The organism is Sphingomonas sp. (assembly GCF_032114135.1).
Lineage (GTDB): Bacteria > Pseudomonadota > Alphaproteobacteria > Sphingomonadales > Sphingomonadaceae > Sphingomonas.
Map to the genome: position 1 here is coordinate 1,639,999 of NZ_DAMCTA010000001.1, position 21,263 is coordinate 1,661,261.

A 21,263-nucleotide genomic window follows, 5' to 3' on the forward strand; every position below is an offset into this window, starting at 1 on the left:
AAACCGGACGGCGCGGAGGCGGTGCCGGACGGAACAGGGAGAGCCGAGTGACCGGAATTCGACAGACGAGCCTGCCGCTGGCGACGGGCGTGACGATCAACGTCGCGCTGGCGGGGGACCCGGCCAATCCGCCCGTCATCCTGCTCCATGGCTTCCCCGAATCGCATCGTACCTGGCGGCACCAGATGCCGGCGCTCGCCGAACGCTATTTCGTCATCGCGCCGGACCAGCGCGGCTATGCGGGCTCGTCCAAGCCGGAAGGCGTCGAGGCCTATAGCGCCGAGAAGATTGCCGCCGATCTGTTCGCGCTCGCCGATGCGCTGGACATCGATCGCTTCACGCTGGTCGGGCACGACTGGGGCGGCGCGATCGCCTGGATGGCTGCACTGCGCGAACCCAGGCGCGTCGCGCGGCTGGTGATCATCAACGCGCCCCATCCCCAGGTCTTCCAGCGCAAGCTGTTCGATGATCCCGGCCAACGCCGCGCCAGCCAGTATATCCGCTTTTTCCGCGAGACCGAGCTCGATCGCGCGCCGGACAAGACCGGCCTCGAGCAGTTCCTGCTGTCGCTGTTCGGCGAGCATCTCCAGGTGACGGTGCCGCCGGAGGAAAAGGCGATCTATCTAGACCAATGGAGCCAGCCGGGCGCGCTCACGGCGATGCTCAACTGGTATCGCGCCACCCAGATCGTGGTGCCGGCGATGGACGAAGACCCACCACGCCCGAGCTGGATCGACGGCCCCTTCCCGCTCCAGCCGCAGCCGACACTGGTCATCTGGGGCATGCGCGACCGCGGGCTGCTGCCCTGTCTGCTCGACGGGCTGGAGACACTGATTCCCGATTATCGCATCGTGCAGGTCCGCGACGGCGGCCATTTCACGCCGTGGGAGAAACCCGAGGAAGTGACCGCCGCGTTGCTCGAATGGCTCGCCGCCCGGCCGATCTGAAAAAAAGCGCCCGGCCGAAGCCGGGCGCAGGGGGAAGGAACCGGAAGTCCGGGTCTCAGTACCGAAAGCGCACGCCTACGCTGTAATAGCGGCCCTCGTAGCGGGTATCGATCGGATAATATTGGGTCTCGTTGAAGTAGCGATAGTTGCTGAACGGCTGCGCGAGGATATTGTTGACCTCGGCCGTCAGCGTGATGTTCTCGATCGGCGTGTACGACCCCGAAAAATCCAGCCGCGAAATCGGCCGGACCATCTGCCCGGTATATTGCACGTCGTTCGAATTGCGACTGTAGAAGTCGACATAGGGATTGCGATAATTATACGACAGTCGCAGCGAAATCTTGTCGCGCTCGTAGAAGCCGCTGAGGTTGTACGACCATTTCGACAGACCGGTGAGCGACACCATCGGCTGGGCGGTGCCCAATGCCGCCGGCAGCTGGTTCTTGGCGTCGACATAGGTAAGGTTTGCCTGCGCGCCGAACCCGCTCAGCCAGCCCGGCAGGAAGTCGAAGAAGCTCTGCGCAGATAGCTCGAAACCCTTGATCTTCCCGGTACCGGCATTTTCCGGACGGCTGATCTGGATGAGACCATAGACCGGATCATTGACGTCCCGAGTATAGTTGCTGATGAACCCGTTCAGATCGCGGTAGAACACCGCGCCGCTCACCGCGCCGTTGCGGCCGAAATAATATTCGATGGTCGCGTCGTAATTCTTCGAGGTCAGCGGCTTGAGGTCCGGATTGCCGCCCGAGCCGAAAAAGGCGTAGCGCGAGGCGTTGCCGCCCGAGCTGGTATCGGTGTTGCGGTTGAGGCTGAACGCCGGGTTGAGCTGGCCGAAGCCGGCCCGCGTACGCGTCATGGTGAAGCCGAGGCGGGCCTGCAGCCCCTGCGCCAGCTTGGCGCGCAGTCCGAAGCTCGGCAGCACGTCGACATAGTTCTGCCGGTTGGTGTCGGTTACTGCCGACACGGTGCCGTCCACCGCGGTGACCTTCGAGGTGCCAACATAGCGGCCATCGGTGTTGACGATGCGCACGCCGACGGTGCCGTCGATCGGAATGCCCACGTCGAAGGCATAGCCGGCCGAGGCATAGGCCGCGTAGCTCGATTCCTTGGCGTAGAAGCCGCCATAGGGATCCATCGGGATCGAAGGGCTGCTGAACTGCTTCAGCGCATCCTTGTAGCCCTGATCGTTGGGGTTGGCGGCGACGATCCGTTGCAGCGCCTCGTAGGAGAGTTGGCGCAACGCACCGGCATTGCTCTGGATCGCATCATAGGACGGCATCAGCCAGTTGCTGAACGGCGGGGCATCGTTGCGGAAGCCGTCCTGGACCTGCTTGAGGCTGCCGGTCGGCAGGCTGGCGAGCGCGATGCCCAGCGTGGACGTATTGGCATAGCGGTTGCCCTGGCGCCGCTTGGCGTCACGATCGGTCGCGCGCAGGCCGAACTTGATTTTGGGCAGCCAGCCGATCTCGGTGTCGAGCGCGACGTCGCCGCGCCACTGGATGCCGGCGCCGGTCACATAATATTCGCGCTCGTAATAGCCGCGCCACGCATAGTTGGCGGGGTTCGCCATGTCGTAATTTCCCAGATCAAACCAGGACGATTTGTTCTTCTCGAAGATCACATTGACCGGCGGCGCGGAGACGGTCTGTGAGTCGAGGCTGCGCTCGTTGGCGCCATATTCCGAGAAGGTGTAAGCGAAGTCGCTAGAGATCACCGCGCGGCCGGTGTTCCAGATGAAGCCGGCGGCGGCCTGATAGGTGTTGGTGAAGTCTTTGCTGGTCGAGCGGAACATTTCCGCAGGGTAGCCGCCGGTCTTGCTCACGCTCACCAGCTTGTTGGGTTCGCCGGGCACGCGAACGATGTTCGACAGCGTCGGGGGCACTTCCACCCCGTCCGCATTTCTCGGCGCGGCGCGGAGCAGCGACACGTCGAAGCTCTCGGTCGAGCCCTGGTTGCGGAACGCCTGCCACAGGCCGTCGGCGTAGACTTCGAGATTGTGCGCCGGCTTCCACTGAAGCGACCCGTTGACCGAGGGCCGCTCGCGCAAGCCCCGCGGATAATAGAGGCCCACGCTGTAGGGCAGGCGGAAATCCGCCGCCTCGCCCGCGGGCAGCGTCGCCTTGCTGTTCGCCACCGGATCGACGCCGCCATTGGTGTAGCGGATGGCGTTGTTATAGTAGAAGCGGTTGTACGCGACGTTGATCAGCGCACCCATCTCGCCGATCGGCGTGTCCCAGCGGTCGCTGATCAGCAGATTGCCATTGGGGTTCGTCTTCTTCGACTGGTCGTTGTACGAGGCGCGGATCGCGCCGGCGATCTCCAGGCCCTTGAAGTCGAACGGACGGCGCGAGCGGACATTGACCAGCCCGGCCAGGCCTGGCTCGATCAGATCGGCGGTGGCCGACTTGTACACTTCCAGCGCCGCCAGCGCGCCCGCGGGGAAGTCCTGCACCGCGACGGTGCGGTTCTCTGCGGTGAAGATTTCGCGCCCGTTGAACGAGGTGCCGACGTCCGGCAGGCCGCGGATCAGGATGCCCGAGGCCTCGTCGGCATAGCGGCCGACCTGCACGCCGGGCAGGCGCGCCAGGCTCTCTGCAGCGTTATTGTCCGGCAACTTGCCGATGTCTTCGGCGACGATGGCGTCCAGGATCGAGTCCGAATTGCGCTTAAATTCGCGTGCCGAGGCAAGGCTCGCGCGGATGCCGGTGACGAGGATCTCCTCTTCGGCGGCATTGCTCTGCGCGCCTGGCGTTTGCGACCTTTCCGCGGGTGTTGCGGTGGATTGTGCCCATGACGGCGCCGCGCCGGCAAGCGCGGCCAAGGCCACGCCCATCAATAGAATCGGTTTGCCCGTCATGTCGTCCTCCCCTTTCGACGTCTACCGGCGCGGGCTTTCCCGATCACTGCGGCGGACACAGACCACCGCGGCAGGCGCGGTTTCGATCTTTTAAGTCTGACAAAAAGGGAAAGCTGTCAATGATGCAGGAATGAAATTTCGCCGTGCCTGGCGAAAAAGCAACGGACACAACCTGTTGCTCACGCGACAGTGGAGCCGTCAGCAGAAGGGATGCGAAGGACGGCGGACGTGGCCGTCAGCCGGCGCGCATCACATAGGGTGAGGAGTCGTAGGGCGGGGCGAGCCCCTCCACCCAGGCGCCGTGCGCATGCGTTCGCGCGACCAGTTCCATCGGCGTATCACCCGGCCAACCGCGCACCCGCACCTCCTGCGCGGCGAGATCGCGATTGGGCTCCATCATCACCCAGCCGAGGGGACGGTCGGGCGTTGCGCTGGCGCCGGCCGCCTCCATCCTTTCGGCGACGCGCGCCTGCGCCTCGGGCCGCAGATATTGCCATACCACCGAATGCATCAGCACCCGCGTGACGCCCGCCGGCTGCGGTTCGGCGAGCCGCGCGTCCAGCCAGTCGGCGGCATCGCCGCGCTCCAGCCGCACCGGCGCGGCGCGGAGCATCGCGATCGCGGTGTCGAGCCGCGCCTGCCGCGCCGCCGCATCGACCCAGACATAGGCCTGCAGCCGATCGGCATCGCGTTCGTCGGTCAGGTCGAGCGGTGCGATGTCGACCCCGCGGGCCGAGACGATCTCCACCGGCGCGGCGGGCGGCGGGCTGCCGCGCCATTCCGGTTGCAGCGCCAACGGCGACTCGGCCGGGCCGATCGCCACGCCGCCCAGATCGAAGCGATAGCGGCCGATCATCAGGTTCAGCCCCGCGCTCGATCCGATCTCGAACAGTTCGAAGCGCGGGCCAAAGCGCGCCGCCAGATGGAGCAGCCCGGTCATCAGCCCGTTCGAGCGCGCCGCCTCGTTGGTCTGAGGCGAGCCGTAGAGCCAGGGCATCAGCGGCAGATCATAGGCCGAGAGCAGCGCATCGAGCGCCGCGCCGATCCGGCCGAGATCGGTCTCCTCCCCGGTGAAGATGCGCCGCAGCTCGGGCACGCCGCGCCGGTGGAGCGCGTGCAGTCCGCCGACCAGCCGCAGCACCAGCGCATCGGCGACCGGCTCGCCCGGCCAGTCGAGCACCCGTCGCCCGGTCTCGCTGCTCCGGGTGATGCCCTGCCCCAGCGCGGTACAGATGCGCGCGGTGATCGGCGCGTCCATCGCCGTGCAATACCCGGCCTGCACGGCAAAACTCTTGCGGTTCTCGGCTTCGGACGCCATGCGCTTCCCCTTTGGCGCGTGTTGCGCCCATGCCGGCCTCCAAGTAAAGCCCCCGCACCCATGACCGAGCCGTTGATCCTTGCCGTGCCGAAAGGCCGGATTCTCGAAGAGGCGCTGCCCTTGCTGGCGGCGGTCGGCATCGTGCCCGAAGCGGCCTTTTCCGATAAGAACTCGCGCGCGCTGCGCTTCGCGACCAACAACCCCGCGATCGACCTGATCCGGGTGCGTGCGTTCGACGTGGCGACCTTTGTCGCGCATGGCGCCGCGCATCTGGGCATCGTCGGTTCGGACGTGCTCGCCGAGTTCGACTATTCGGAACTCTACGCGCCGGTGGACCTGGGCATCGGCCATTGCCGCATCTCGGTCGCCGAGCCGGTGGCGCTCGCCGCACAGGACGATCCGCGCGGCTGGAGCCATGTCCGCGTCGCGACCAAATATCCGCACATTACCCGCGCCCATTTCGAGGCGCGCGGGGTGCAGGCCGAGTGCGTCAAGCTCAACGGCGCGATGGAGCTGGCGCCGGTGCTGGGCCTCGCCCCGCGCATCGTCGACCTAGTCTCCTCGGGCCGCACGCTGCAGGAAAACGGGCTGGTCGAGGTGGAAGTGATCGCCGAGGTGACCAGCCGCCTGATCGTCAACCGCGCCGCGTTCAAGACGCGCGCGAGCGAAGTCGTGCCGCTGGTCGACGGCTTCCGAAAGGCCGTGGCATGATCCGCCTGAATTCCACCGACGCCGGCTTTGCCGACGCCTTCACCGCGCTGGTCAACGCCCGCCGCGAGGCGGACGACGATGTCGCGCGCAACGTCACCCACATCATCAAGCGTGTCCGCGACGAGGGCGATGTCGCGCTGCGCGATCTCACCCGGCTGTTCGACAAGCATGATCTCGACCGCTCCGGCTGGACGATCGATCGCGCCGATTGCCTCGCGGCCTATGAGGGGCTCACCCCCGAGCTGCGCGATGCGCTCGACCTCGCCGCCGAGCGGATCGCGGTCTACCATTCCAAGCAGCGCCCTGAGGATCGCGACGAAACCGATGCGCAGGGCATCCGGCTCGGCGCGCGCTGGACGCCGGTCGATGCTGCGGGCGTCTACGTCCCCGGTGGCCGTGCGGCCTATCCCAGCTCGGTGCTGATGAACGCCATTCCCGCCAAGGCGGCGGGCGTGCGTCGCCTCGTGATGGTCACGCCCACGCCGAACGGCGAGGTGAACCCGCTGGTCCTCGCGGCGGCGCATGTCGCGGGCGTGGACGAGCTGTACCGTGTCGGCGGCGCGCAGGCGGTGGCGGCGCTCGCTTATGGCACCGACACGATCGCCCCCGTCGACGTCGTCACCGGCCCGGGAAATGCCTGGGTGGCGGAGGCCAAGCGCCAGCTGTACGGCGTGGTCGGTATCGACATGGTCGCGGGCCCGTCCGAGATCCTCGTGGTGGCGGACGGCAAGAACGATCCCGACTGGATCGCCGCCGACCTGCTCAGCCAGGCCGAGCACGATCCGACGAGCCAGTCGATCCTGTTCACCGACGACGCCGCCTTTGCCGACAAGGTCGTCGCCGCCGTCGACTCGCAGATCGCGACGCTCGCCACCGGCGCCACCGCGCGCACCAGCTGGGACGCCAACGGCGCGATCATCCTGGTACCGGACCTGCCGACCGCGATGCCGCTGGTCGATCGCCTCGCGCCCGAGCATCTCGAACTCGCCTGCGACGATGCCGAACCGCTGTTCGACATGGTCCGGCATGCCGGCTCGGTGTTCCTCGGCCGCTACACGCCCGAAGCCGTCGGCGATTATGTCGCCGGCCCCAACCATGTGCTGCCCACCGGGCGGCGCGCGCGCTTCGCGTCGGGCCTTTCGGTGCTCGATTTCATGAAGCGCACCTCGTTCCTGAGCCTGGATCCGTCCGGGCTCGCCGCGATCGGCCCCGCCGCGGTTGCGCTCGCAGAAGCCGAAGGCCTGCCTGCGCACGCAAAGTCGGTCGCGATCCGTTTAAAGTGATAGAGTAAGAATATGGCCAGTCCGCAAGCAAAGTCCCGTTCCAAGGCCCGCGCCGCCGCGCGCCTCGGCGCCGTCCAGGCGCTCTACCAGCGCGAGATGGAGGGCACCTCGATCCCCGCGCTGCTACACGAGTTCCACCAGCACCGGCTGGGCGCGATCATCGAAGACGTCGAATATGCCGATGCCGACATCGCGTTCTTCGATGACATCGTCAGCGGCACCGATGCGCGCCGCGAGGAGATCGACGGCATCATCGCAGCCAAGCTCAGCACCGGCTGGACGCTGGAGCGGCTCGACAAGCCGATGCGCCAGATCCTGCGTGCCGGCACCTATGAGCTGCTCGCCCGCCCCGACGTTCCGACCGCGGCGGTGATCAGCGAATATCTCGACGTGACCGACGCCTTCTACGACCGCCGCGAAAAGGGTTTCGCTAACGGCATTCTCGACGCGATCGCCAAGGACGCGCGCGGGTGATGCGCGTGCCTGCCCCGTGCCGGGCGGGTAGAAACTATCGCGCCACCGTGGGTACCGCCAATCCTCCCCTGCACCGGAGGGGAGGCGGACCGTGCCGTGCCACCGCGTGGTCCGCCTCCTCCAGCGAGGCTGGGGGAGGGATCGCATGCCGATGAACGAAGCGGCGTTCCTTGCCTATCTCCGCCATTTGCCACTTCACCGCGGCGCGCGTGGGCTCCGCGACGACGCGGCGGTACTCGGCGATCTCGTGATCACGCATGACGTGCTGGTGGAAGGCGTCCACTATCTGCCCGACGATCCGGCGGAAGATGTCGCCTGGAAGCTGCTTGCGGTGAACCTGTCCGATCTGGCCGCTAAGGGGGCAGTGCCGGAAGGCGTGCTGCTCGGCTATCCGCTGGCGGGCGACGACGCGTGGGACTCGTCGTTCCTGGCAGGCCTGGACGCAGCATTGGCGGCCTTTGCCTGCCCGCTGATCGGCGGCGATACGGTGAAAGCACCTGCAGGCGTGCCGAGAACGCTGTCGCTGACGGCACTCGGCCGCTCGGCCCATGCGCCGGCGCGAAGCGGCGCGCAACCCGGCGACCTGCTCTACGTGACCGGGACGATCGGTGACGGCGGCGCGGGGCTGGCAGTCGCGCTGTCGGGCGAAGGACCGGCGACGCTGCTTGCGCGCTATCGTCGGCCGACGCCGCGACTGGAAGAGGGACAGGCGCTCGCCCCGGGCGTGCATGCGATGATGGACGTGTCCGACGGGCTGCTGATCGATGCCGCGCGCATGGCCGCGGCGAGCGGGCTCGGGGTGACGATGGACCTCGCCGCCGTTCCCCTGTCGGCGGACTATCAGGCGGTGCGCGGCGGCGATCGCGAGGCACGGCTTGCCGCGGCGACCGCGGGGGACGATTACGAGCTGCTGTTCGCGGCCCCCCCGGGACCACTCCCGCTGGCGGCGACCTGCCTGGGCGTGTTCCGCGAGGGCGAAGGCCTGACGCTCCACGACGCCGGCACGCCACTCCCGCTGCCCGGCCGGCTGGGCTTCGAACACGGCGCCTAGTCGAACAGCCCGTCCTGCGACCCCGCGGGCGGGTTGAGCCCGAGATGCTTCCACCCCGCGCCGTTCAGGCATCGCCCGCGCGCCGTTCGCGCGATCAGGCCAAGCTGGATCAGATAGGGCTCGATCACTTCCTCAACCGTATCCCGCGGTTCGCTCAGGCCGGCGGCGAGCGTTTCCACGCCTACCGGGCCGCCGCGATAGACGTCCGCGATCATCATCAGATAGCGCCGGTCCATCGCGTCGAGCCCCAGCCCGTCGACTTCCAGCCGGTTGAGTGCGGCATCGGCCACCTTGGCGTGCACCACCGCCTCGCCAAAGACATTGGCGAAGTCGCGCACCCGGCGCAGCAGCCGCCCGGCGATGCGCGGCGTGCCCCGCGAGCGGCGCGCCACTTCGCGCGCGCCATCGGCGGCGATGTCCAGCCCGAGCAGCCCGGCGGCGCGCGTCACCACCCGCTCCAGCTCGTCCACCGTGTAGAATTGCAGCCGCACCGGGATGCCGAAACGGTCGCGCAGCGGCGTCGTCAGCAGCCCCTGCCGGGTCGTCGCGCCGACCAGCGTGAAGCGCGGGAGGTCGATCCGCACGCTGCGTGCCGAGGGGCCCTCGCCGATCATCAGGTCGAGCGCGCGATCCTCCATCGCCGGATACAGCACCTCTTCCACCGCCGGATTGAGGCGGTGGATCTCATCGATGAACAGCACGTCGCCGTCTTCGAGATTGGTGAGCAGTGCCGCCAGATCGCCCGACTTGACGATCACCGGCCCCGAAGTCGAGCGGAACCCCACTCCCATCTCCCGCGCGATGATCTGGGCCAGCGTGGTCTTGCCCAGCCCCGGCGGTCCGAAGAAGAGGACATGGTCCAGTGCATCGCCGCGCGCCTTGGCGGCATCGATGAACACGCGCAGATTCTCGCGCGCCGCCTTTTGCCCGACGAACTCGTCGAGCGACTTGGGCCGCAGCGCGGCGTCGACGTCTTCGGGGCGACGCCCGGCGGTGAGGAGGCGATCTGTGTCGGTCATGCAGTCCAGATGGTTTGATAGCCCGTAGGGCCGAGTTGGTCGATCACGTCGAACCGCGCGCGAAGATAGGCAAGCATCGCCTCCGGCACCGGCCCCCGCCGCATCACGGCGACGCGGTGGGGTGTATCGAGATAGGCGCGGGCGATCAGGTCATCGCCAAAATCGTAGACGAGGTAGTTATAGTCTTCTTCCACCAGCCCGGTTTGATCGCGAACAAGATCGCGAAGGTGGACGATGACGGGATCGCGAGCCCCGCTCATCGTAGGTCCCTGTTCGTTTGCGGCTGGCCAGCGGCGCCGGACAGGGGCATCAGATTGCCATGCCCGACCTGTACCTTGCGACGCCCGCCCCGCCCAGCCTTCGCGCCGAGCTTGATCGGCGCTTCACCGTCTTTGACAAGGATCCGCCCGCGACCACCCGCGCGATCGTCGGCGGCGGACAGTTGCAGCTCGACGCGGCGATGCTCGATCGGCTGCCCGAACTGGAGATCGTCGCGATCAACGGCGTGGGCTATGACGGGCTCGATCTGGACGCGCTGCGCGCCCGCGGGGTGCGGGTATCGACCACGCCCGACGTGCTGACCGACGACGTCGCCGATCTCGCCATCGGGCTGATGCTGGCAGTGCAGCGCCGGATCGCCGCCAACGATGCGCTGGTGCGCCGCGGCGGCTGGAAGGCGCCGCTCGGCCGGCATGCCAGCGGGCGCCGGATCGGCATTTTCGGGATGGGCAAGATCGGCGCCGCGATCGCCGTGCGCGCCGCGCCCTTCGCACGCGAGGTGCTGTACACCGCCCGCGGCGCGAAATCGGTACCCTGGCGGTACCTGCCCGACATCGCCAGCCTGGCGGAGGAGAGCGACGTGCTGATCCTGGCGGCGCCAGGCACCGCGGCGACGGCGCACATCGTCGACGCGGCGGTGCTGGACAAGCTCGGCCCGGCGGGCGTGCTGGTCAACGTCGCGCGCGGCAGCCTGGTCGACGAGGACGCGCTGGTCACCGCGCTCTGGGCGCACACCATCGCCGGCGCCGGGCTCGACGTGTTTGCCGACGAGCCGCACGTGCCCGAGGCGCTGCGCGCCATGGAGCAGGTGGTGCTCGCCCCTCACCAGGGCAGCGCCACCGAAGAAACCCGCGCGGCGATGGCAGCGCTGGTGCTCGCCAATCTCGACGCGCATTTCGCCGGCGAGGACCTGCCGACGCCGCTGCTCTAAAAGATCCTCCCCGGCACGGGGAGGATCGAGAAGGTTCGCGCCCCTCATCCCAGCAACGTGCTCAGCACATCCGGATGGAAGCCCCAGCCGGCAAAGCCGCACAGCCCCATGAACAGCCCGAACGCACCGAATACCCAGGCGACTGCCAAGAGCCAGCTGCTCTCCGCCAGCGCCGACACCGCCGCGACCGAAATCGCGGTGGCGATCGCCGCGTCGCTGGCATCGAACTGGTCATCGTGGACGTTGAGCGCGTCATACTGCGCCGCCTGCGCCTTGGCCTGTTCGGCGAGCTTGGGCGCCTCGACCTTGTACTTGGCGATGTCGGCATCGAGGCCCTTGAGCACCGGGGCGATTTTCACCGGATCGGTCGCCACCGCGGCGATCTGCGCGCGGCTGGTCTCGGCGAGATGCTGCTTGGTCTTGGTCGCCTGATATTCGTTCCACAGGTCGACCGAGTTCGACTGCGCCTGCTGCATCGCCTGGACGATGTTGCCGTCCTTGATGCCACACACGCCGGTGAACACCGAGAGGATCACCACGGTGATGGCAACGCGTCGGTTGAGGCGCTTGTCCTTGGCCTCGGCAGAGACTTCGATTTCCATGGCGTTCAGGCTTTCCGCATCGCGAGGAGCAAATTCCTCCCCGGTACGGGGAGTGGGACCGCTCGCCGCAGGCGAGTGGTGGAGGGGCCGCGCCGCAGGCGCGGTGCGAATGCCATGCGGTGGACGACCGCCGCTCGCGCGGCGGCCCCTCCACCATTTGCTGCGCAAATGGTCCCCCTCCCAGTGCCGGGGAGGAATTTCTGTTCGTCGCTCACTTCGCCGCCTTGCGCAGCGCGAGGCGGACCAGCGCGTCGAGTGTCGCCGCCGGGCCGAGTTCGTCGCTGGCGGCGTTGACCGCAGCACTCGCCTCCGCAGCCTTGAAGCCGAGGTTGAGCATCGCCGATACCGCATCGGCCGCAGCCCCGCCGCTGGGCGCCGCCGCGGCCCCCACCCCGCCGAGCGCCAGCCCGCCGGCCTTGTCCTTCAGCTCGTTGACGATGCGCTGGGCGAGTTTCGGCCCCACGCCGTTCGACCGCGCGATCGTGGCGGAGTCCGCACGGGCAACTGCGGTGCGCAGTTCCTCGGGCGCGAGGATCGAGAGGATCGCCAGCGCCACCTTGGCCCCCACCCCCTGCACGCTGGTGAGCAGCTTGAACCAGTCGCGCTCGTCGGCGGTGGCAAAGCCCATCAGCCGGATCGAATCCTCGCTGACCAGCATCTCGGTATGGATGGTGACCTGCTCGCCCACCGCCCCCAGCTTGTCGAGCGTCTTGGCCGAGGCGCCGACCAGATAGCCGACGCCGTTCACGTCGATCACCGCATGATCGGCGCCGCTGGCGGCCAGTGCACCCCGCAGATGCGCGATCATCGGCAAGGCTCCGGTGCGAGGGAGATCGATGCAAGGGTGCGCGCGGTCGGTAGCATGGACGGGACATAAGCGGAACAGCACCCCGGAGAAAGCGATTTTCAGCGTCGCGCTTGGCAAGCCCCCCGTCTTGTCCCACCTTTGCGGCAAGGGATGGGAGGCTCGGGTGATCCAGACGGCGCTGCTGTTGCTTTGGTTGGGGCTGCTGGTCGCTGGCGATACGTCCATCGGCCGTGCGCTGCGACGCATCCTCGTGGAAGCGCCGGCGCGCTGGTGCAATCGGTGGTCGCGGGGCGACGTGCTGCTGATTCTGTGCTTGATCGCCGGTGCCGCCGTGATCCTGTGGACGATGGAGGCCGAGGGCAGGCTGTTCCTCGGCATGTTTGGCCCCGACATCGTAGCGGGCGCTGGCATGCTCGAGCTTGGCAGCTTGCTGGACGTCGCGGTGACGGCGGTGGCCGTGTTTACGACGCTGCGTGTGCAGGGCCTGCGCCACTGGATCCAGGGACGCGCCAGCCGTCCTGCGGGCCGCGCGCGCCGGACGCAGCGGGAGCGCCTCCCCGCGTCGAACGATGACGATGACGGGCCAGCCTGCGCCGTCGCTGCCTGAGCGCTGAGGCCTTCGGCCTGGAGGTGGTCATTTCGTCCGCCGCAGAAAAGGCCGCCGGAACCATCGCCCCGGCGGCCTTCCTTCAGATCTTAGGCAGCGCTCAGTTCAGGACGAGCGTCACCGCGCGACGGTTCTGCGCCCAGGCGGCTTCGTCCGAACCCATTGCGACCGGGCGTTCCTTGCCATAGCTGATCGTGGTGATGCGATCGGCCGAGACGCCCTGCGCGGCGAGATAGTTCTTCGCGGCGTTGGCGCGGCGGTCGCCCAGCGCGAGATTGTATTCGCGGGTGCCGCGCTCGTCGCAATGCCCTTCCAGCGTGATGCGGACGTTCGGGTGCGCAACCAGCCACTTGGCCTGGCTGTCGAGGACGGCGCGCGACTGCGGGTCGACGTCATACTGATCGAGGCCGAAGTGAATCGTGTCGCTCGTCACTTCGCGGCGGAACTGCTCCGACATCGGCGTCGTCTGCGTGGTCTCGCCATTGCCATAGGGCTGGCTCGGCGCCGCGGTTTCGGTCGGCGCGGGCGGCAGTTCCTTCGGCGGCTTCTTCGAGCAGGCTGCAGTGGCGACGAGTGCCACGCCGAGCATCAGGCTGGGGACGAGCTTGGTCATGAAATCCTCCTTTTACGAGTGTCGCGCATGCCGCGCCTTCATTACGCTAGAGTTTCTACTCGGTGTCAGGGACGCACGGCGCCCCAATTCGGGTCCGAACCATCGAGCGGCGTCGGCACTTTTCGCGTCGCGCGGCCGGTGAGATCGACCGTCCACAGGTCCGGGCGGCCCGATCCCTGCGCGGAACGGAAGAAGAGGATGACGCGGCCATTGGGCGCCCAGCTCGGGCCTTCGTCGCCCCAGCTGTTGGTTAGCAGCTGCTCGCCGCCGCCCGAGGGGTTCATCACGCCGATGCGGAACGCGCCGCCGCCCATGCGGGTGAAGGCGATCTGGTCGCCGCGCGGGCTCCACGCCGGGGCCGCATAGCGCCCGCCGCCGAAGCTGATGCGGTGCTGGTTGGAGCCGTCGGCGTTCATCACATAGAGCTGCTGGGTGCCGCCGCGATCGCTCTCGAACACGATCTTGGAGCCGTCGGGCGAATAGCTCCCGCCGGTATCGATGCCGGGCGAGGTGGTCAGCCGCTGCGGGGTGCCGCCGCTGGCCGGCACGCGGTAGATGTCGGTATTGCCGCCAACCGCCATCGAGAACACCACCCAGCGCGCATCGGGCGACCAGTGCGGCGCGAAGTTGAGCGCGACGTTGGCGACCAGCGTGCGATCCTGCCGCGATCCCAGGTCGTAGATGTGGATCGAGGGGCGATCGCGCTCGAAGCTCATGTACAGGATCGCGTTGAGCTTGGGGCTCATGCGCGGGGTCAGCACGATCGACTGGCCATTGGTGAGGAAGCGGTGATTCGCCCCGTCCTGATCCATGATCGCGAGCTGCTTGCGGCGCCGGTTCTTGGGGCCGCTCTCGGCGATATAGACGACCTGGGTGTCGAAATACGGACCTTCGCCGGTAAGCCGCGCATAGATCGCGTCGGCGCATTTGTGGCCTGCACGGCGCCATTCGCCCGGCGACACCACGAAGCCCTGGCGGATCAGCTCCACCTTGGATGAAACGTCGTAGAGGTAGCAGCCGACCGTCAGCGTGCCGTTCGAATTGGCGCGGACATAGCCCTGCACCAGCGACTGCGCACCGGTGCCGCCCCAATAGTCATAGGCAGGCGCGGTCACTTCGGGGAAGGCGACGGTGCGCAGCTGGGCGGGCGGGACGGGCGTGAACAGCCCCGAGCCGCGCAGATCGTTGGTGATGATGTCGGCGAGCTTCTGGCCGAGCACGTCGGTCGAACCGGCGGGCGTGTCGACCACGGCCGAGGTCGGCATCGCCGGGATCGCGATCGGCATCGGTGCGGAAATGCCGCCGACGATGTCGATCACCGGCTGGCCGCCGCCCTGCTGCGCCGGCTGCGCGGTCTGGGCCTGGGCCTCGGGGCTGTTGGCGATCGGCGGCGGGGGCGTCGTCTGGGCATGGGCCGCGGTCGCAAGGCAGACCGTCGCAAGGGCCGCAAATTTGAATTTCATCGCTTTATCCTCATCCAGGCAGCTTGTAGCTGAACGCCAGGCTCTTCCAGCCGCTCGGCACGGCGTAGAGATTGGCGGGCAGCCCACGGATCGGCGTGCAGCCCTTGAAGGTGGCGATCGCCAGATCCTTCACCCGCTCCACATACCGACCATTGGTCGCATCGTTCCCCTGTACGCCGGTAATGTCCGGATCGCCCGCCAGCGAGCCATCCGGATTGAAGTTCACCCGCAGCAGCACACGGATGCGCTCGGCGCCCGGCCCGGGGGTGACCTGGCGGTTGGCGCAGGGCTGGATCTGCCGCGCGATCGCGCCGCGGAAGCTCGCCACGTCTTCGGCCGAGGCCTTGCTGCCGGGGTTCTGCAGCGACGTGCTGGCAGTCTTGTTGTTCGAGCGGCCGAGATCGAGCCCGGCCAGATTGCCGGTCGGCTTGACCGGGCGGCGCGCGCTGCCGGTGGCGGCGCTCTGCGCGGGCGCGTTGCTCGGCTTGGCGGGCGCGGCCTTGGACGGCGGTGCCGGCTTGGCAGGCTGGGCGGGCTTGGCCGGTTGCGGCTTCTCGGCGGGCGCCGGCTTGGGCTTGGGCTGCGGCTTTTCGGCCGGCGCGGGTTTGGGCTGGGGCGGCTGCGGCTTGGGTTGCGGCGCCGGCTGGGGCTGTGGCGGCGCGGGCTGCGGCTTGGGCTGCGGCTGCGGTTCCGGCGAGGGCGGCGGCGCAGCCTCGGGCTCCACCGGCGCTTCGACCGGCGACTTCTTGGCGGCCAGTTCCTCGTGGGTCGGCACCGGCGCGCTGCTTTCCAGCCCGACCTTGTCGGCGAGCGAGATGTCGATCGGGATCGCCTTGGGCGGTTCCTGCGGCGGCGTCTTCGCGAAGCTGAGCACGAGCGCGGCGAACACCGCGGCATGCGCCGCAATGGATACGCCGAGCCCGATCCGCTCGCTACGGTCGATGGACTCGCTCACGTCAGCGCTGGTCGCTCGGCTCGGTGAGCAGCGACACCTTGTTGAGGCCGGCCTGGTTGAGCTCGCCCATCACCCGCATCACCTTGCCATAGCCGAGCGCGGTATCGCCGCGCAGATAGATGGCGGCGGGCTTGCCGTCGGGGCCCTTCTTGGCGGCGATCGCTTCCAGCTTGGCCGGCAGCTCGGCATCGCTCACCGCGTCGGTATCGATGAACACCTGGCCCTTGTCGTCGATCGAGATCTGGACCGGCTTCTGCTCCTGGTCGAGCGCCTTGGCACGGCTCTCGGGCAGGTTCACCTGCACGCCGGCGGTGAGCAGCGGCGCGGTGACCATGAAGATGATCAGCAGCACCAGCATCACGTCGACCAACGGCGTTACGTTGATCTCGGCCATCGGCGTGCGGCGGCCGCGGCCCTTGCCGGAGGGGAGGTGCATGGCCATCGGCTTAGCCCTCCATCTCCAGGCGGCGGCTGAGCGTCGCGTGGAAGCCGTCGGCGAAGCGGTTCAGGCGCGCCTCGACGCGATTCACGGCATGGCTGTAGCGGTTGTAGGCGATCACCGCCGGGATGGCGGCGAACAGGCCGATCGCGGTGGCGAACAGCGCTTCCGCGATGCCGGGTGCCACGACGGCGAGCGACGAGCTCTGCGCTGCGGCGATGCCGGTGAAGCTGCGCATGATGCCCCAGACGGTGCCGAACAGGCCCACAAAGGGTGCAACCGAACCGACCGTGGCGAGGAAGTTCAGCCGATCCGAAAGACGGTCGATCTCCATCGCGACGGTCGCGCCCATCGCCGTGGCGAGGCGCTCGCGCGTACCTTCGCGGTCGATCGTCTTGCCTGCCGTCGAGCGGCGCCATTCGCTGACTCCGGCGGCGAACACGCGCGCAATCGGCTGGTCGCGGCCGGCGGCGCGGCGGTGGAATTCGTCGAAATCATCCGCCTCGCGATATTCGGTCTCGAAGCGCTGCATCTCCTTGCGCAGCCCGCTGACCTTCAGCGCGAAGCCGACGATGATCGTCCAGGTCCACAGGCTGGCGAGCAGCAGGCCGATCATGACCAGCTTCACGACGATGTCGGCTTCCAGGAACAGATGGATCGGCGACAGGACGGCACCGGTTGAGACGGACGGCATGGACGCTTAACTCTCCTTCCACACGAGCGGTTCGAACGCGGCCAGCCATTCGGCCGGTTGCCGCCGCGGACGACCGCCGGGGGCGACGAACGCCACCTCCACGGTTGCTTCGGCGACTATGGTTTCGTCCCGCATGACTCTTTGCTGAATAGTGACGACGGCGGCGCGCAATCGGGTCAGTCTGCTGACAACCACCAACGTGTCGCCGAGTTTCGCCGGCGCGCGGTAACGAATGTCGAGCCCGGCGACCGCATAGGCCCCGCCGCCCGCTTCGAACACCGCGCGCTGATCGATGCCTGCGACGTCGAGCATGTCCGATCGGGCACGTTCCATGTAGCGCAGGTAATTGGCGTGGTAGACGACGCCGGTGAGATCGGTGTCCTCGAAATAGACGCGCAGCGCAAAGCGGTGCTCACGGCCGTCGAGCCGGCCGGCAGGGGCTTGGTCGCTGCGGGTCATCGCCTCGCCTCCTAGCGGAGGGGATGCCCCAGCGGAACCCCAAAGGGGCTAACCTTTTGTAGGTGGAAGGACTTTGCCGATCCTCTCAAAGCGGGGTGTTTGCTCATCCTCCCCGGCACGGGGAGGATCTTAGAACAACAGCCGCTGCGTCGAGCTCCCGCGCCCCACCGGCGCACCGCCGCGCCTGCGCGACAGCTCGGTCTCGGCGGTGAACCGCACGTCCTCGTCGCGATCGGTGAGGAAGCCTTCGAGCGAATTCTCGGAGATCTCGCTCCATTCCTTGCCGCGATCCGGGCCGTAGCGGACGCGCGGCAGCAGGCCCGGCTGGCTGGACCATTCGATCAGCTGCGCGACGCTCGCCTCGTTGAGCATGTCCCGCAGGTGGTGCGCGGTCACATAGGCGTCGGGGAACGCCCGGTGTGCGGGCAGGCCGCGTTCATGCTCCATGCCCTCGGGCCGGCGCCAATAGCGCAGCATCTGGTTGGAGAAGCCCGGGCTGTCCGGCCACAGCCGCAGCGCGCATTTCCAGGTGCAGATCCAGTCGGCGCCGCGGGTGAGCGCGGGGGTGCAGAACTGCTCCTCGAAGGTGGCGCGGTGCGCGGCGAGCGCGACGCGGCGCGGCCAGGGATCGAGGATCGGACGCGCGACATCGTGCCAATAGGGCGCGTCGGCCACATCCTCGTCGCGGATATGGTGGATCGCCATGGTCAGCGGCGGGATGCCGCGCCCCGGATTGACGAGGCGGTTGCCGCCCTCGCCCTGCAGCTCCCAGCGGCCATCGGCGCCGAGCGCGACGTCCTGCCAGCCGATCTCGCACACGGCGTGGGCGGGCGGCTTGTCGCCGGTGGTTTCGAGGTCGATGACACGGATGATCGAAGGAGGTGGCGGCGCCATGCGGGCGATGTGGGGGTTTTCGGGGGGAATTGCCAGCCGAAAGCGCGGGGGCCGCCTCCCTCAAGCCCCTCCTCCTCGGAGGAGGGGCTTGAGGGTGGAGGGATTCCAGGACAGAGGTTGGTGTCGGTGAGACACTGCCCCACCCCAACCCCTCCCCTGAAGGGGAGGGGCTTGAGTAAGGCTACTCCGCAGCCGCCTTCTTCTTGGCCGGCGTCTTCTTCGCGGCAGGCTTTTTAGCCGTCGTCGCCTTCTCGCCCGCCGCAGCCTTGGCCGCCGGCTTCTTCGCCGCGGCCTTCTTGGCCGGCGCCTTCTTCTTCGCCTTCCCCTTGACCGGCCCCATCGCCGCCTTGGCGTCGATCAGCTGGGCAGCTTCCTCCAGCGTCAGCGCGTCCTTGTCGATCGTCTTGGGCAGCGTCGCGTTGGTCTCGCCGTCGGTGAGATAGGCGCCGTAGCGGCCTTCCATCAGCTTGATCTCGGCCTCGGTGCGCGGATGCTTGCCGAAGACCTTGAGCGGTTCGCGCGCCGCGCCGCGTGCGGGCCTGCCACCGCCCGCCGCCGCCTCGGCCAGCTTGACCACCGCCGCGTTCATGCCGGTCTCGAACACGTCCGCGGTGGACTGCAGCCTCGCATATTTGCCGTCATGCGCCAGATAGGGTCCGTAGCGCCCGATCGACGCAGTGATCGGCTTGCCGCTCTCCGGATGATCGCCGATCGTGCGCGGCAGCTTGAGCAGCTTGAGCGCCCATTCGAGATCGAGATCGACGTCCTTGGGGATCGACGCGCGCGCCGCATCCTTGCCCTCGCCGAGCTGGATATACGGCCCAAACCTGCCGGACTTGCGCTCGACATTGAGCCCGGTCTCGGGGTCCTGGCCCAGCACTTCCGGACCCGTATCCTCGCTCCCCTCGCCGCCCGGCTGGCCGAAGCGACGGGTGTACTTGCACTCCGGATAGTTCGAGCACGCGACGAACGCGCCGAACCGGCCGCCGCGCAGCGCCAGCTTGCCGACGCCGCAATTGGGGCAGAGCCGCGGGTCGCTGCCGTCCGCCTTGGCGGGGAACAGATAGGGCTCCAGGAACTGGTCGAGCGCCGCGGTGATGTCGGAGGGCTTCTGCTCCATCACCTCGGTGGTGCGCGGCTTGAAGTCGCGCCAGAAGGCTTCCAGCACCGCCTGCCACGCCGCGCGGCCGCCGGACACATCGTCCAGCTCTTCCTCCAGCTCGGCGGTGAAGTCGAACGAGACGTACTTCTCGAAAAAGCGCTCGAGGAACGCGGTCAGCAGGCGGCCGCTTTCCTCGGCGAAGAAGCGGTTCTTCTCCACCCGCACATAGGCGCGGTCCTTGAGCACCTGGATGATCGAGGCATAGGTCGAAGGCCGGCCGATGCCGAGCTCTTCCAGACGCTTGACCAGCGAGGCTTCGGAGAAGCGCGGCGGCGGCTGGGTGAAGTGCTGCTCGGCGTTGACCGCCTTCTTGGCGGGCGACGCGCCTTCGCTCATGCGCGGCAGGCGGCGGCTGTCCTCGTCGCCCTCGTCGTCCTTGCCCTCTTCGTAGAGCGCGAGATAGCCGGGGAACAGCACCACCTGGCCAGTCGCACGCAGGCCATGCTGGCCGGTGCCGTCCGCCAGATCGACGGTGGTGCGCTCCATGCGCGCCGAGGCCATCTGGCTGGCGAGTGCGCGCTTCCAGATCAGGTCGTACAACTTGGCATGGTCGCCCGAGCCGGCGCGGTCCTTGCTGAAGTCCGTGGGGCGGATCGCCTCGTGGGCTTCCTGGGCGTTCTTCGCCTTGGTCTGATACTGGCGCGGCTTGTCCGGCACGTACGACCCGTCATAGCGATCGGCCACCGCCTTGCGCGCCGCCTGGATCGCCGAGGGATCCATCTGGACGCCGTCGGTACGCATATAGGTGATCGCGCCGTCCTCGTAGAGCGCCTGCGCGATCCGCATCGTGTGGCTGGCCGAGAAGCCGAGCTTGCGCGCGGCCTCCTGCTGGAGCGTGGAGGTGGTGAAGGGCGGCGGCGGGTTGCGCATCGCCGGCTTGGTCTCGACCGCGACGACGGTGAAGCGGCCTTCCTCGACCGCCTTCTTGGCGGCCTCGGCGCTGCCCTGGTCGCCGATCGACAGCCGGTCGAGCTTCTCGCCCTTCCACTTGACGAGGCGCGCCTGGAACGGCGTGCCGTCCGATTCCATCTCGGCGATGACCGACCAATATTCCTGCGCGACGAAGCTTTCGATCTCGCGCTCGCGCCCGACGATCAGCCGCAGCGCAACCGACTGGACGCGGCCGGCCGACTTGGCGCCGGGCAGCTTGCGCCACAGCACCGGCGAGAGCGTGAATCCGACGAGATAATCGAGCGCGCGGCGGGCGCGATAGGCGTCGATCAGGTCGGTATCCAGCTCGCGCGGATGCTCCATCGCGTGCAGGATCGCGGGCTTGGTGATCGCGTTGAAGGTGACGCGCTCGACCTCCTTGGGGAGCGCCTTCTTGTTGCGCAGCACTTCCTGGACGTGCCAGCTGATCGCCTCGCCTTCGCGATCGGGGTCGGTCGCGAGGATCAGACGATCGGCCTTCTTGGCCTCGTCGGTGATCGCCTTCAGCTGCTTCGACTTGTCCGCATAGGTTTCCCACTCCATCGCGAACGATTCGTCGGGATTTACCGACCCGTCGCGCGCCGGCAGATCGCGGACATGGCCATAGCTGGCGAGGACGCGGTAATCCTTGCCGAGATACTTCTCGATGGTTTTCGCCTTGGCCGGCGACTCTACGATGACAAGCTGCATGAGGTGTTCGATCGATCCCTACGTGTACGCGTGTAAGGTGGGGGGGGACGTTGCAGCGCGTCAAGCCTGCTCTC

At 67.9% G+C, this 21,263-nt stretch carries 21 protein-coding genes; 7 read left to right on the forward strand and 14 right to left on the reverse strand.

Annotated elements, in window-relative coordinates; genetic code table 11:
* Positions 1-47 precede the first annotated feature (47 nt).
* Positions 48-947, forward strand: a complete 900-nt coding sequence (locus RT655_RS07810) for an alpha/beta hydrolase (protein ID WP_313535919.1) — start codon at positions 48-50, stop codon at positions 945-947.
* A gap of 55 nt (positions 948-1,002) precedes the next feature.
* Here RT655_RS07810 and RT655_RS07815 read toward each other — a convergent pair whose 3' ends face one another.
* Together RT655_RS07815 and RT655_RS07820 are read right to left on the reverse strand one after the other, a co-directional pair.
* Positions 1,003-3,807 carry a TonB-dependent receptor gene (locus RT655_RS07815; protein WP_313535920.1) on the reverse strand — a complete coding sequence of 935 codons (2,805 nt, stop codon included), beginning with the start codon at positions 3,805-3,807 and terminating at the stop codon, positions 1,003-1,005.
* Between the two features lie 235 nt (positions 3,808-4,042).
* Complete coding sequence (locus RT655_RS07820) at positions 4,043-5,125, reverse strand: DUF2332 family protein (protein ID WP_313535921.1); 1,083 nt, start codon at positions 5,123-5,125, stop codon at positions 4,043-4,045.
* A 60-nt stretch (positions 5,126-5,185) separates the two neighbouring features.
* Here RT655_RS07820 and hisG point away from each other — a divergent pair, with 60 nt between their 5' ends.
* From hisG to thiL, 4 genes are all read left to right on the forward strand, one after another.
* Positions 5,186-5,836: an ATP phosphoribosyltransferase gene (gene hisG, locus RT655_RS07825; RefSeq protein ID WP_313535922.1), complete on the forward strand. Its 651-nt coding sequence runs from the start codon at positions 5,186-5,188 to the stop codon at positions 5,834-5,836.
* A complete protein-coding gene (gene hisD / locus RT655_RS07830) occupies positions 5,833-7,119 on the forward strand; it encodes a histidinol dehydrogenase (protein WP_313535924.1) in 1,287 nt (428 codons plus the stop codon). The genes hisG and hisD overlap by 4 nt, the downstream gene beginning before the upstream one ends.
* A gap of 12 nt (positions 7,120-7,131) precedes the next feature.
* Complete coding sequence (gene nusB / locus RT655_RS07835) at positions 7,132-7,593, forward strand: transcription antitermination factor NusB (RefSeq protein WP_313535925.1); 462 nt, start codon at positions 7,132-7,134, stop codon at positions 7,591-7,593.
* A gap of 151 nt (positions 7,594-7,744) precedes the next feature.
* Positions 7,745-8,644, forward strand: coding sequence for a thiamine-phosphate kinase (gene thiL, locus RT655_RS07840; RefSeq protein WP_313536926.1), 900 nt, complete (start codon positions 7,745-7,747; stop codon positions 8,642-8,644).
* Here thiL and ruvB read toward each other — a convergent pair.
* Positions 8,641-9,663: a Holliday junction branch migration DNA helicase RuvB gene (gene ruvB / locus RT655_RS07845; RefSeq protein ID WP_313535926.1), complete on the reverse strand. Its 1,023-nt coding sequence runs from the start codon at positions 9,661-9,663 to the stop codon at positions 8,641-8,643. The two genes, thiL and ruvB, sit on opposite strands and share 4 nt — an antisense overlap.
* Complete coding sequence (locus tag RT655_RS07850) at positions 9,660-9,923, reverse strand: hypothetical protein (protein WP_313535927.1); 264 nt, start codon at positions 9,921-9,923, stop codon at positions 9,660-9,662. Before RT655_RS07850 ends, ruvB begins: the two co-directional genes overlap by 4 nt.
* A 59-nt stretch (positions 9,924-9,982) precedes the next feature.
* Between RT655_RS07850 and RT655_RS07855 the strand changes: the two genes are divergently transcribed.
* The gene (locus RT655_RS07855; RefSeq protein ID WP_313535929.1) at positions 9,983-10,873 is read left to right on the forward strand and encodes a 2-hydroxyacid dehydrogenase; all 891 of its coding nucleotides are present in this window, start codon (positions 9,983-9,985) and stop codon (positions 10,871-10,873) included.
* Positions 10,874-10,917: 44 nt separating this feature from the next.
* On the opposite strand, the gene RT655_RS07860 is transcribed toward RT655_RS07855, so the two are convergent.
* Complete coding sequence (locus RT655_RS07860; protein ID WP_313535930.1) at positions 10,918-11,475, reverse strand: DUF4337 domain-containing protein; 558 nt, start codon at positions 11,473-11,475, stop codon at positions 10,918-10,920.
* 211 nt (positions 11,476-11,686) lie between these two features.
* On the reverse strand, positions 11,687-12,283 hold the full coding sequence (ruvA, locus tag RT655_RS07865; protein WP_313535931.1) for a Holliday junction branch migration protein RuvA: 597 nt from the start codon (positions 12,281-12,283) through the stop codon (positions 11,687-11,689).
* A gap of 163 nt (positions 12,284-12,446) precedes the next feature.
* Here ruvA and RT655_RS07870 point away from each other — a divergent pair, with 163 nt between their 5' ends.
* A complete protein-coding gene (locus RT655_RS07870) occupies positions 12,447-12,890 on the forward strand; it encodes a hypothetical protein (protein ID WP_313535932.1) in 444 nt (147 codons plus the stop codon).
* A gap of 100 nt (positions 12,891-12,990) precedes the next feature.
* On the opposite strand, the gene pal is transcribed toward RT655_RS07870, so the two are convergent.
* The 8 genes from pal to topA all read right to left on the reverse strand — a co-directional run bounded on the left by pal (position 12,991) and on the right by topA (position 21,189).
* Positions 12,991-13,503, reverse strand: a complete 513-nt coding sequence (gene pal / locus RT655_RS07875) for a peptidoglycan-associated lipoprotein Pal (protein WP_313535933.1) — start codon at positions 13,501-13,503, stop codon at positions 12,991-12,993.
* 65 nt (positions 13,504-13,568) lie between these two features.
* Positions 13,569-14,966, reverse strand: a complete 1,398-nt coding sequence (gene tolB / locus RT655_RS07880) for a Tol-Pal system beta propeller repeat protein TolB (protein ID WP_313535934.1) — start codon at positions 14,964-14,966, stop codon at positions 13,569-13,571.
* Positions 14,967-14,976: 10 nt separating this feature from the next.
* The gene (locus tag RT655_RS07885) at positions 14,977-15,921 is read right to left on the reverse strand and encodes a cell envelope biogenesis protein TolA (protein WP_313535935.1); all 945 of its coding nucleotides are present in this window, start codon (positions 15,919-15,921) and stop codon (positions 14,977-14,979) included.
* Between the two features lies 1 nt (position 15,922).
* Positions 15,923-16,363: a protein TolR gene (gene tolR / locus RT655_RS07890; protein ID WP_313535936.1), complete on the reverse strand. Its 441-nt coding sequence runs from the start codon at positions 16,361-16,363 to the stop codon at positions 15,923-15,925.
* A 4-nt stretch (positions 16,364-16,367) separates the two neighbouring features.
* Complete coding sequence (gene tolQ, locus RT655_RS07895) at positions 16,368-17,054, reverse strand: protein TolQ (RefSeq protein WP_093298119.1); 687 nt, start codon at positions 17,052-17,054, stop codon at positions 16,368-16,370.
* 6 nt (positions 17,055-17,060) lie between these two features.
* Positions 17,061-17,513, reverse strand: coding sequence for a YbgC/FadM family acyl-CoA thioesterase (locus tag RT655_RS07900; RefSeq protein ID WP_313535937.1), 453 nt, complete (start codon positions 17,511-17,513; stop codon positions 17,061-17,063).
* A gap of 129 nt (positions 17,514-17,642) precedes the next feature.
* Positions 17,643-18,407, reverse strand: coding sequence for an exonuclease domain-containing protein (locus tag RT655_RS07905; RefSeq protein ID WP_313535938.1), 765 nt, complete (start codon positions 18,405-18,407; stop codon positions 17,643-17,645).
* A gap of 181 nt (positions 18,408-18,588) precedes the next feature.
* Positions 18,589-21,189: a type I DNA topoisomerase gene (topA, locus tag RT655_RS07910; protein ID WP_313535939.1), complete on the reverse strand. Its 2,601-nt coding sequence runs from the start codon at positions 21,187-21,189 to the stop codon at positions 18,589-18,591.
* Between the last annotated feature and the right edge of the window lie 74 nt (positions 21,190-21,263).

Bases quoted from the DNA above. Each gene is read 5' to 3' on its own strand.
- RT655_RS07820 (WP_313535921.1), bottom strand. From the start codon at position 5,125: ATGGCGTCCGAAGCCGAGAACCGCAAGAGTTTTGCCGTGCAGGCCGGG.
- RT655_RS07815 (WP_313535920.1), bottom strand. From the start codon at position 3,807: ATGACGGGCAAACCGATTCTATTGATGGGCGTGGCCTTGGCCGCGCTT.
- RT655_RS07905 (WP_313535938.1), bottom strand. From the start codon at position 18,407: ATGGCGCCGCCACCTCCTTCGATCATCCGTGTCATCGACCTCGAAACC.
- topA (WP_313535939.1), bottom strand. From the start codon at position 21,189: ATGCAGCTTGTCATCGTAGAGTCGCCGGCCAAGGCGAAAACCATCGAG.
- RT655_RS07860 (WP_313535930.1), bottom strand. From the start codon at position 11,475: ATGGAAATCGAAGTCTCTGCCGAGGCCAAGGACAAGCGCCTCAACCGA.
- tolQ (WP_093298119.1), bottom strand. From the start codon at position 17,054: ATGCCGTCCGTCTCAACCGGTGCCGTCCTGTCGCCGATCCATCTGTTC.
- thiL (WP_313536926.1), top strand. From the start codon at position 7,745: ATGAACGAAGCGGCGTTCCTTGCCTATCTCCGCCATTTGCCACTTCAC.
- nusB (WP_313535925.1), top strand. From the start codon at position 7,132: ATGGCCAGTCCGCAAGCAAAGTCCCGTTCCAAGGCCCGCGCCGCCGCG.
- tolR (WP_313535936.1), bottom strand. From the start codon at position 16,363: ATGGCCATGCACCTCCCCTCCGGCAAGGGCCGCGGCCGCCGCACGCCG.
- RT655_RS07855 (WP_313535929.1), top strand. From the start codon at position 9,983: ATGCCCGACCTGTACCTTGCGACGCCCGCCCCGCCCAGCCTTCGCGCC.
- hisD (WP_313535924.1), top strand. From the start codon at position 5,833: ATGATCCGCCTGAATTCCACCGACGCCGGCTTTGCCGACGCCTTCACC.
- hisG (WP_313535922.1), top strand. From the start codon at position 5,186: ATGACCGAGCCGTTGATCCTTGCCGTGCCGAAAGGCCGGATTCTCGAA.
- tolB (WP_313535934.1), bottom strand. From the start codon at position 14,966: ATGAAATTCAAATTTGCGGCCCTTGCGACGGTCTGCCTTGCGACCGCG.
- RT655_RS07850 (WP_313535927.1), bottom strand. From the start codon at position 9,923: ATGAGCGGGGCTCGCGATCCCGTCATCGTCCACCTTCGCGATCTTGTT.
- ruvA (WP_313535931.1), bottom strand. From the start codon at position 12,283: ATGATCGCGCATCTGCGGGGTGCACTGGCCGCCAGCGGCGCCGATCAT.
- RT655_RS07900 (WP_313535937.1), bottom strand. From the start codon at position 17,513: ATGACCCGCAGCGACCAAGCCCCTGCCGGCCGGCTCGACGGCCGTGAG.
- pal (WP_313535933.1), bottom strand. From the start codon at position 13,503: ATGACCAAGCTCGTCCCCAGCCTGATGCTCGGCGTGGCACTCGTCGCC.
- ruvB (WP_313535926.1), bottom strand. From the start codon at position 9,663: ATGACCGACACAGATCGCCTCCTCACCGCCGGGCGTCGCCCCGAAGAC.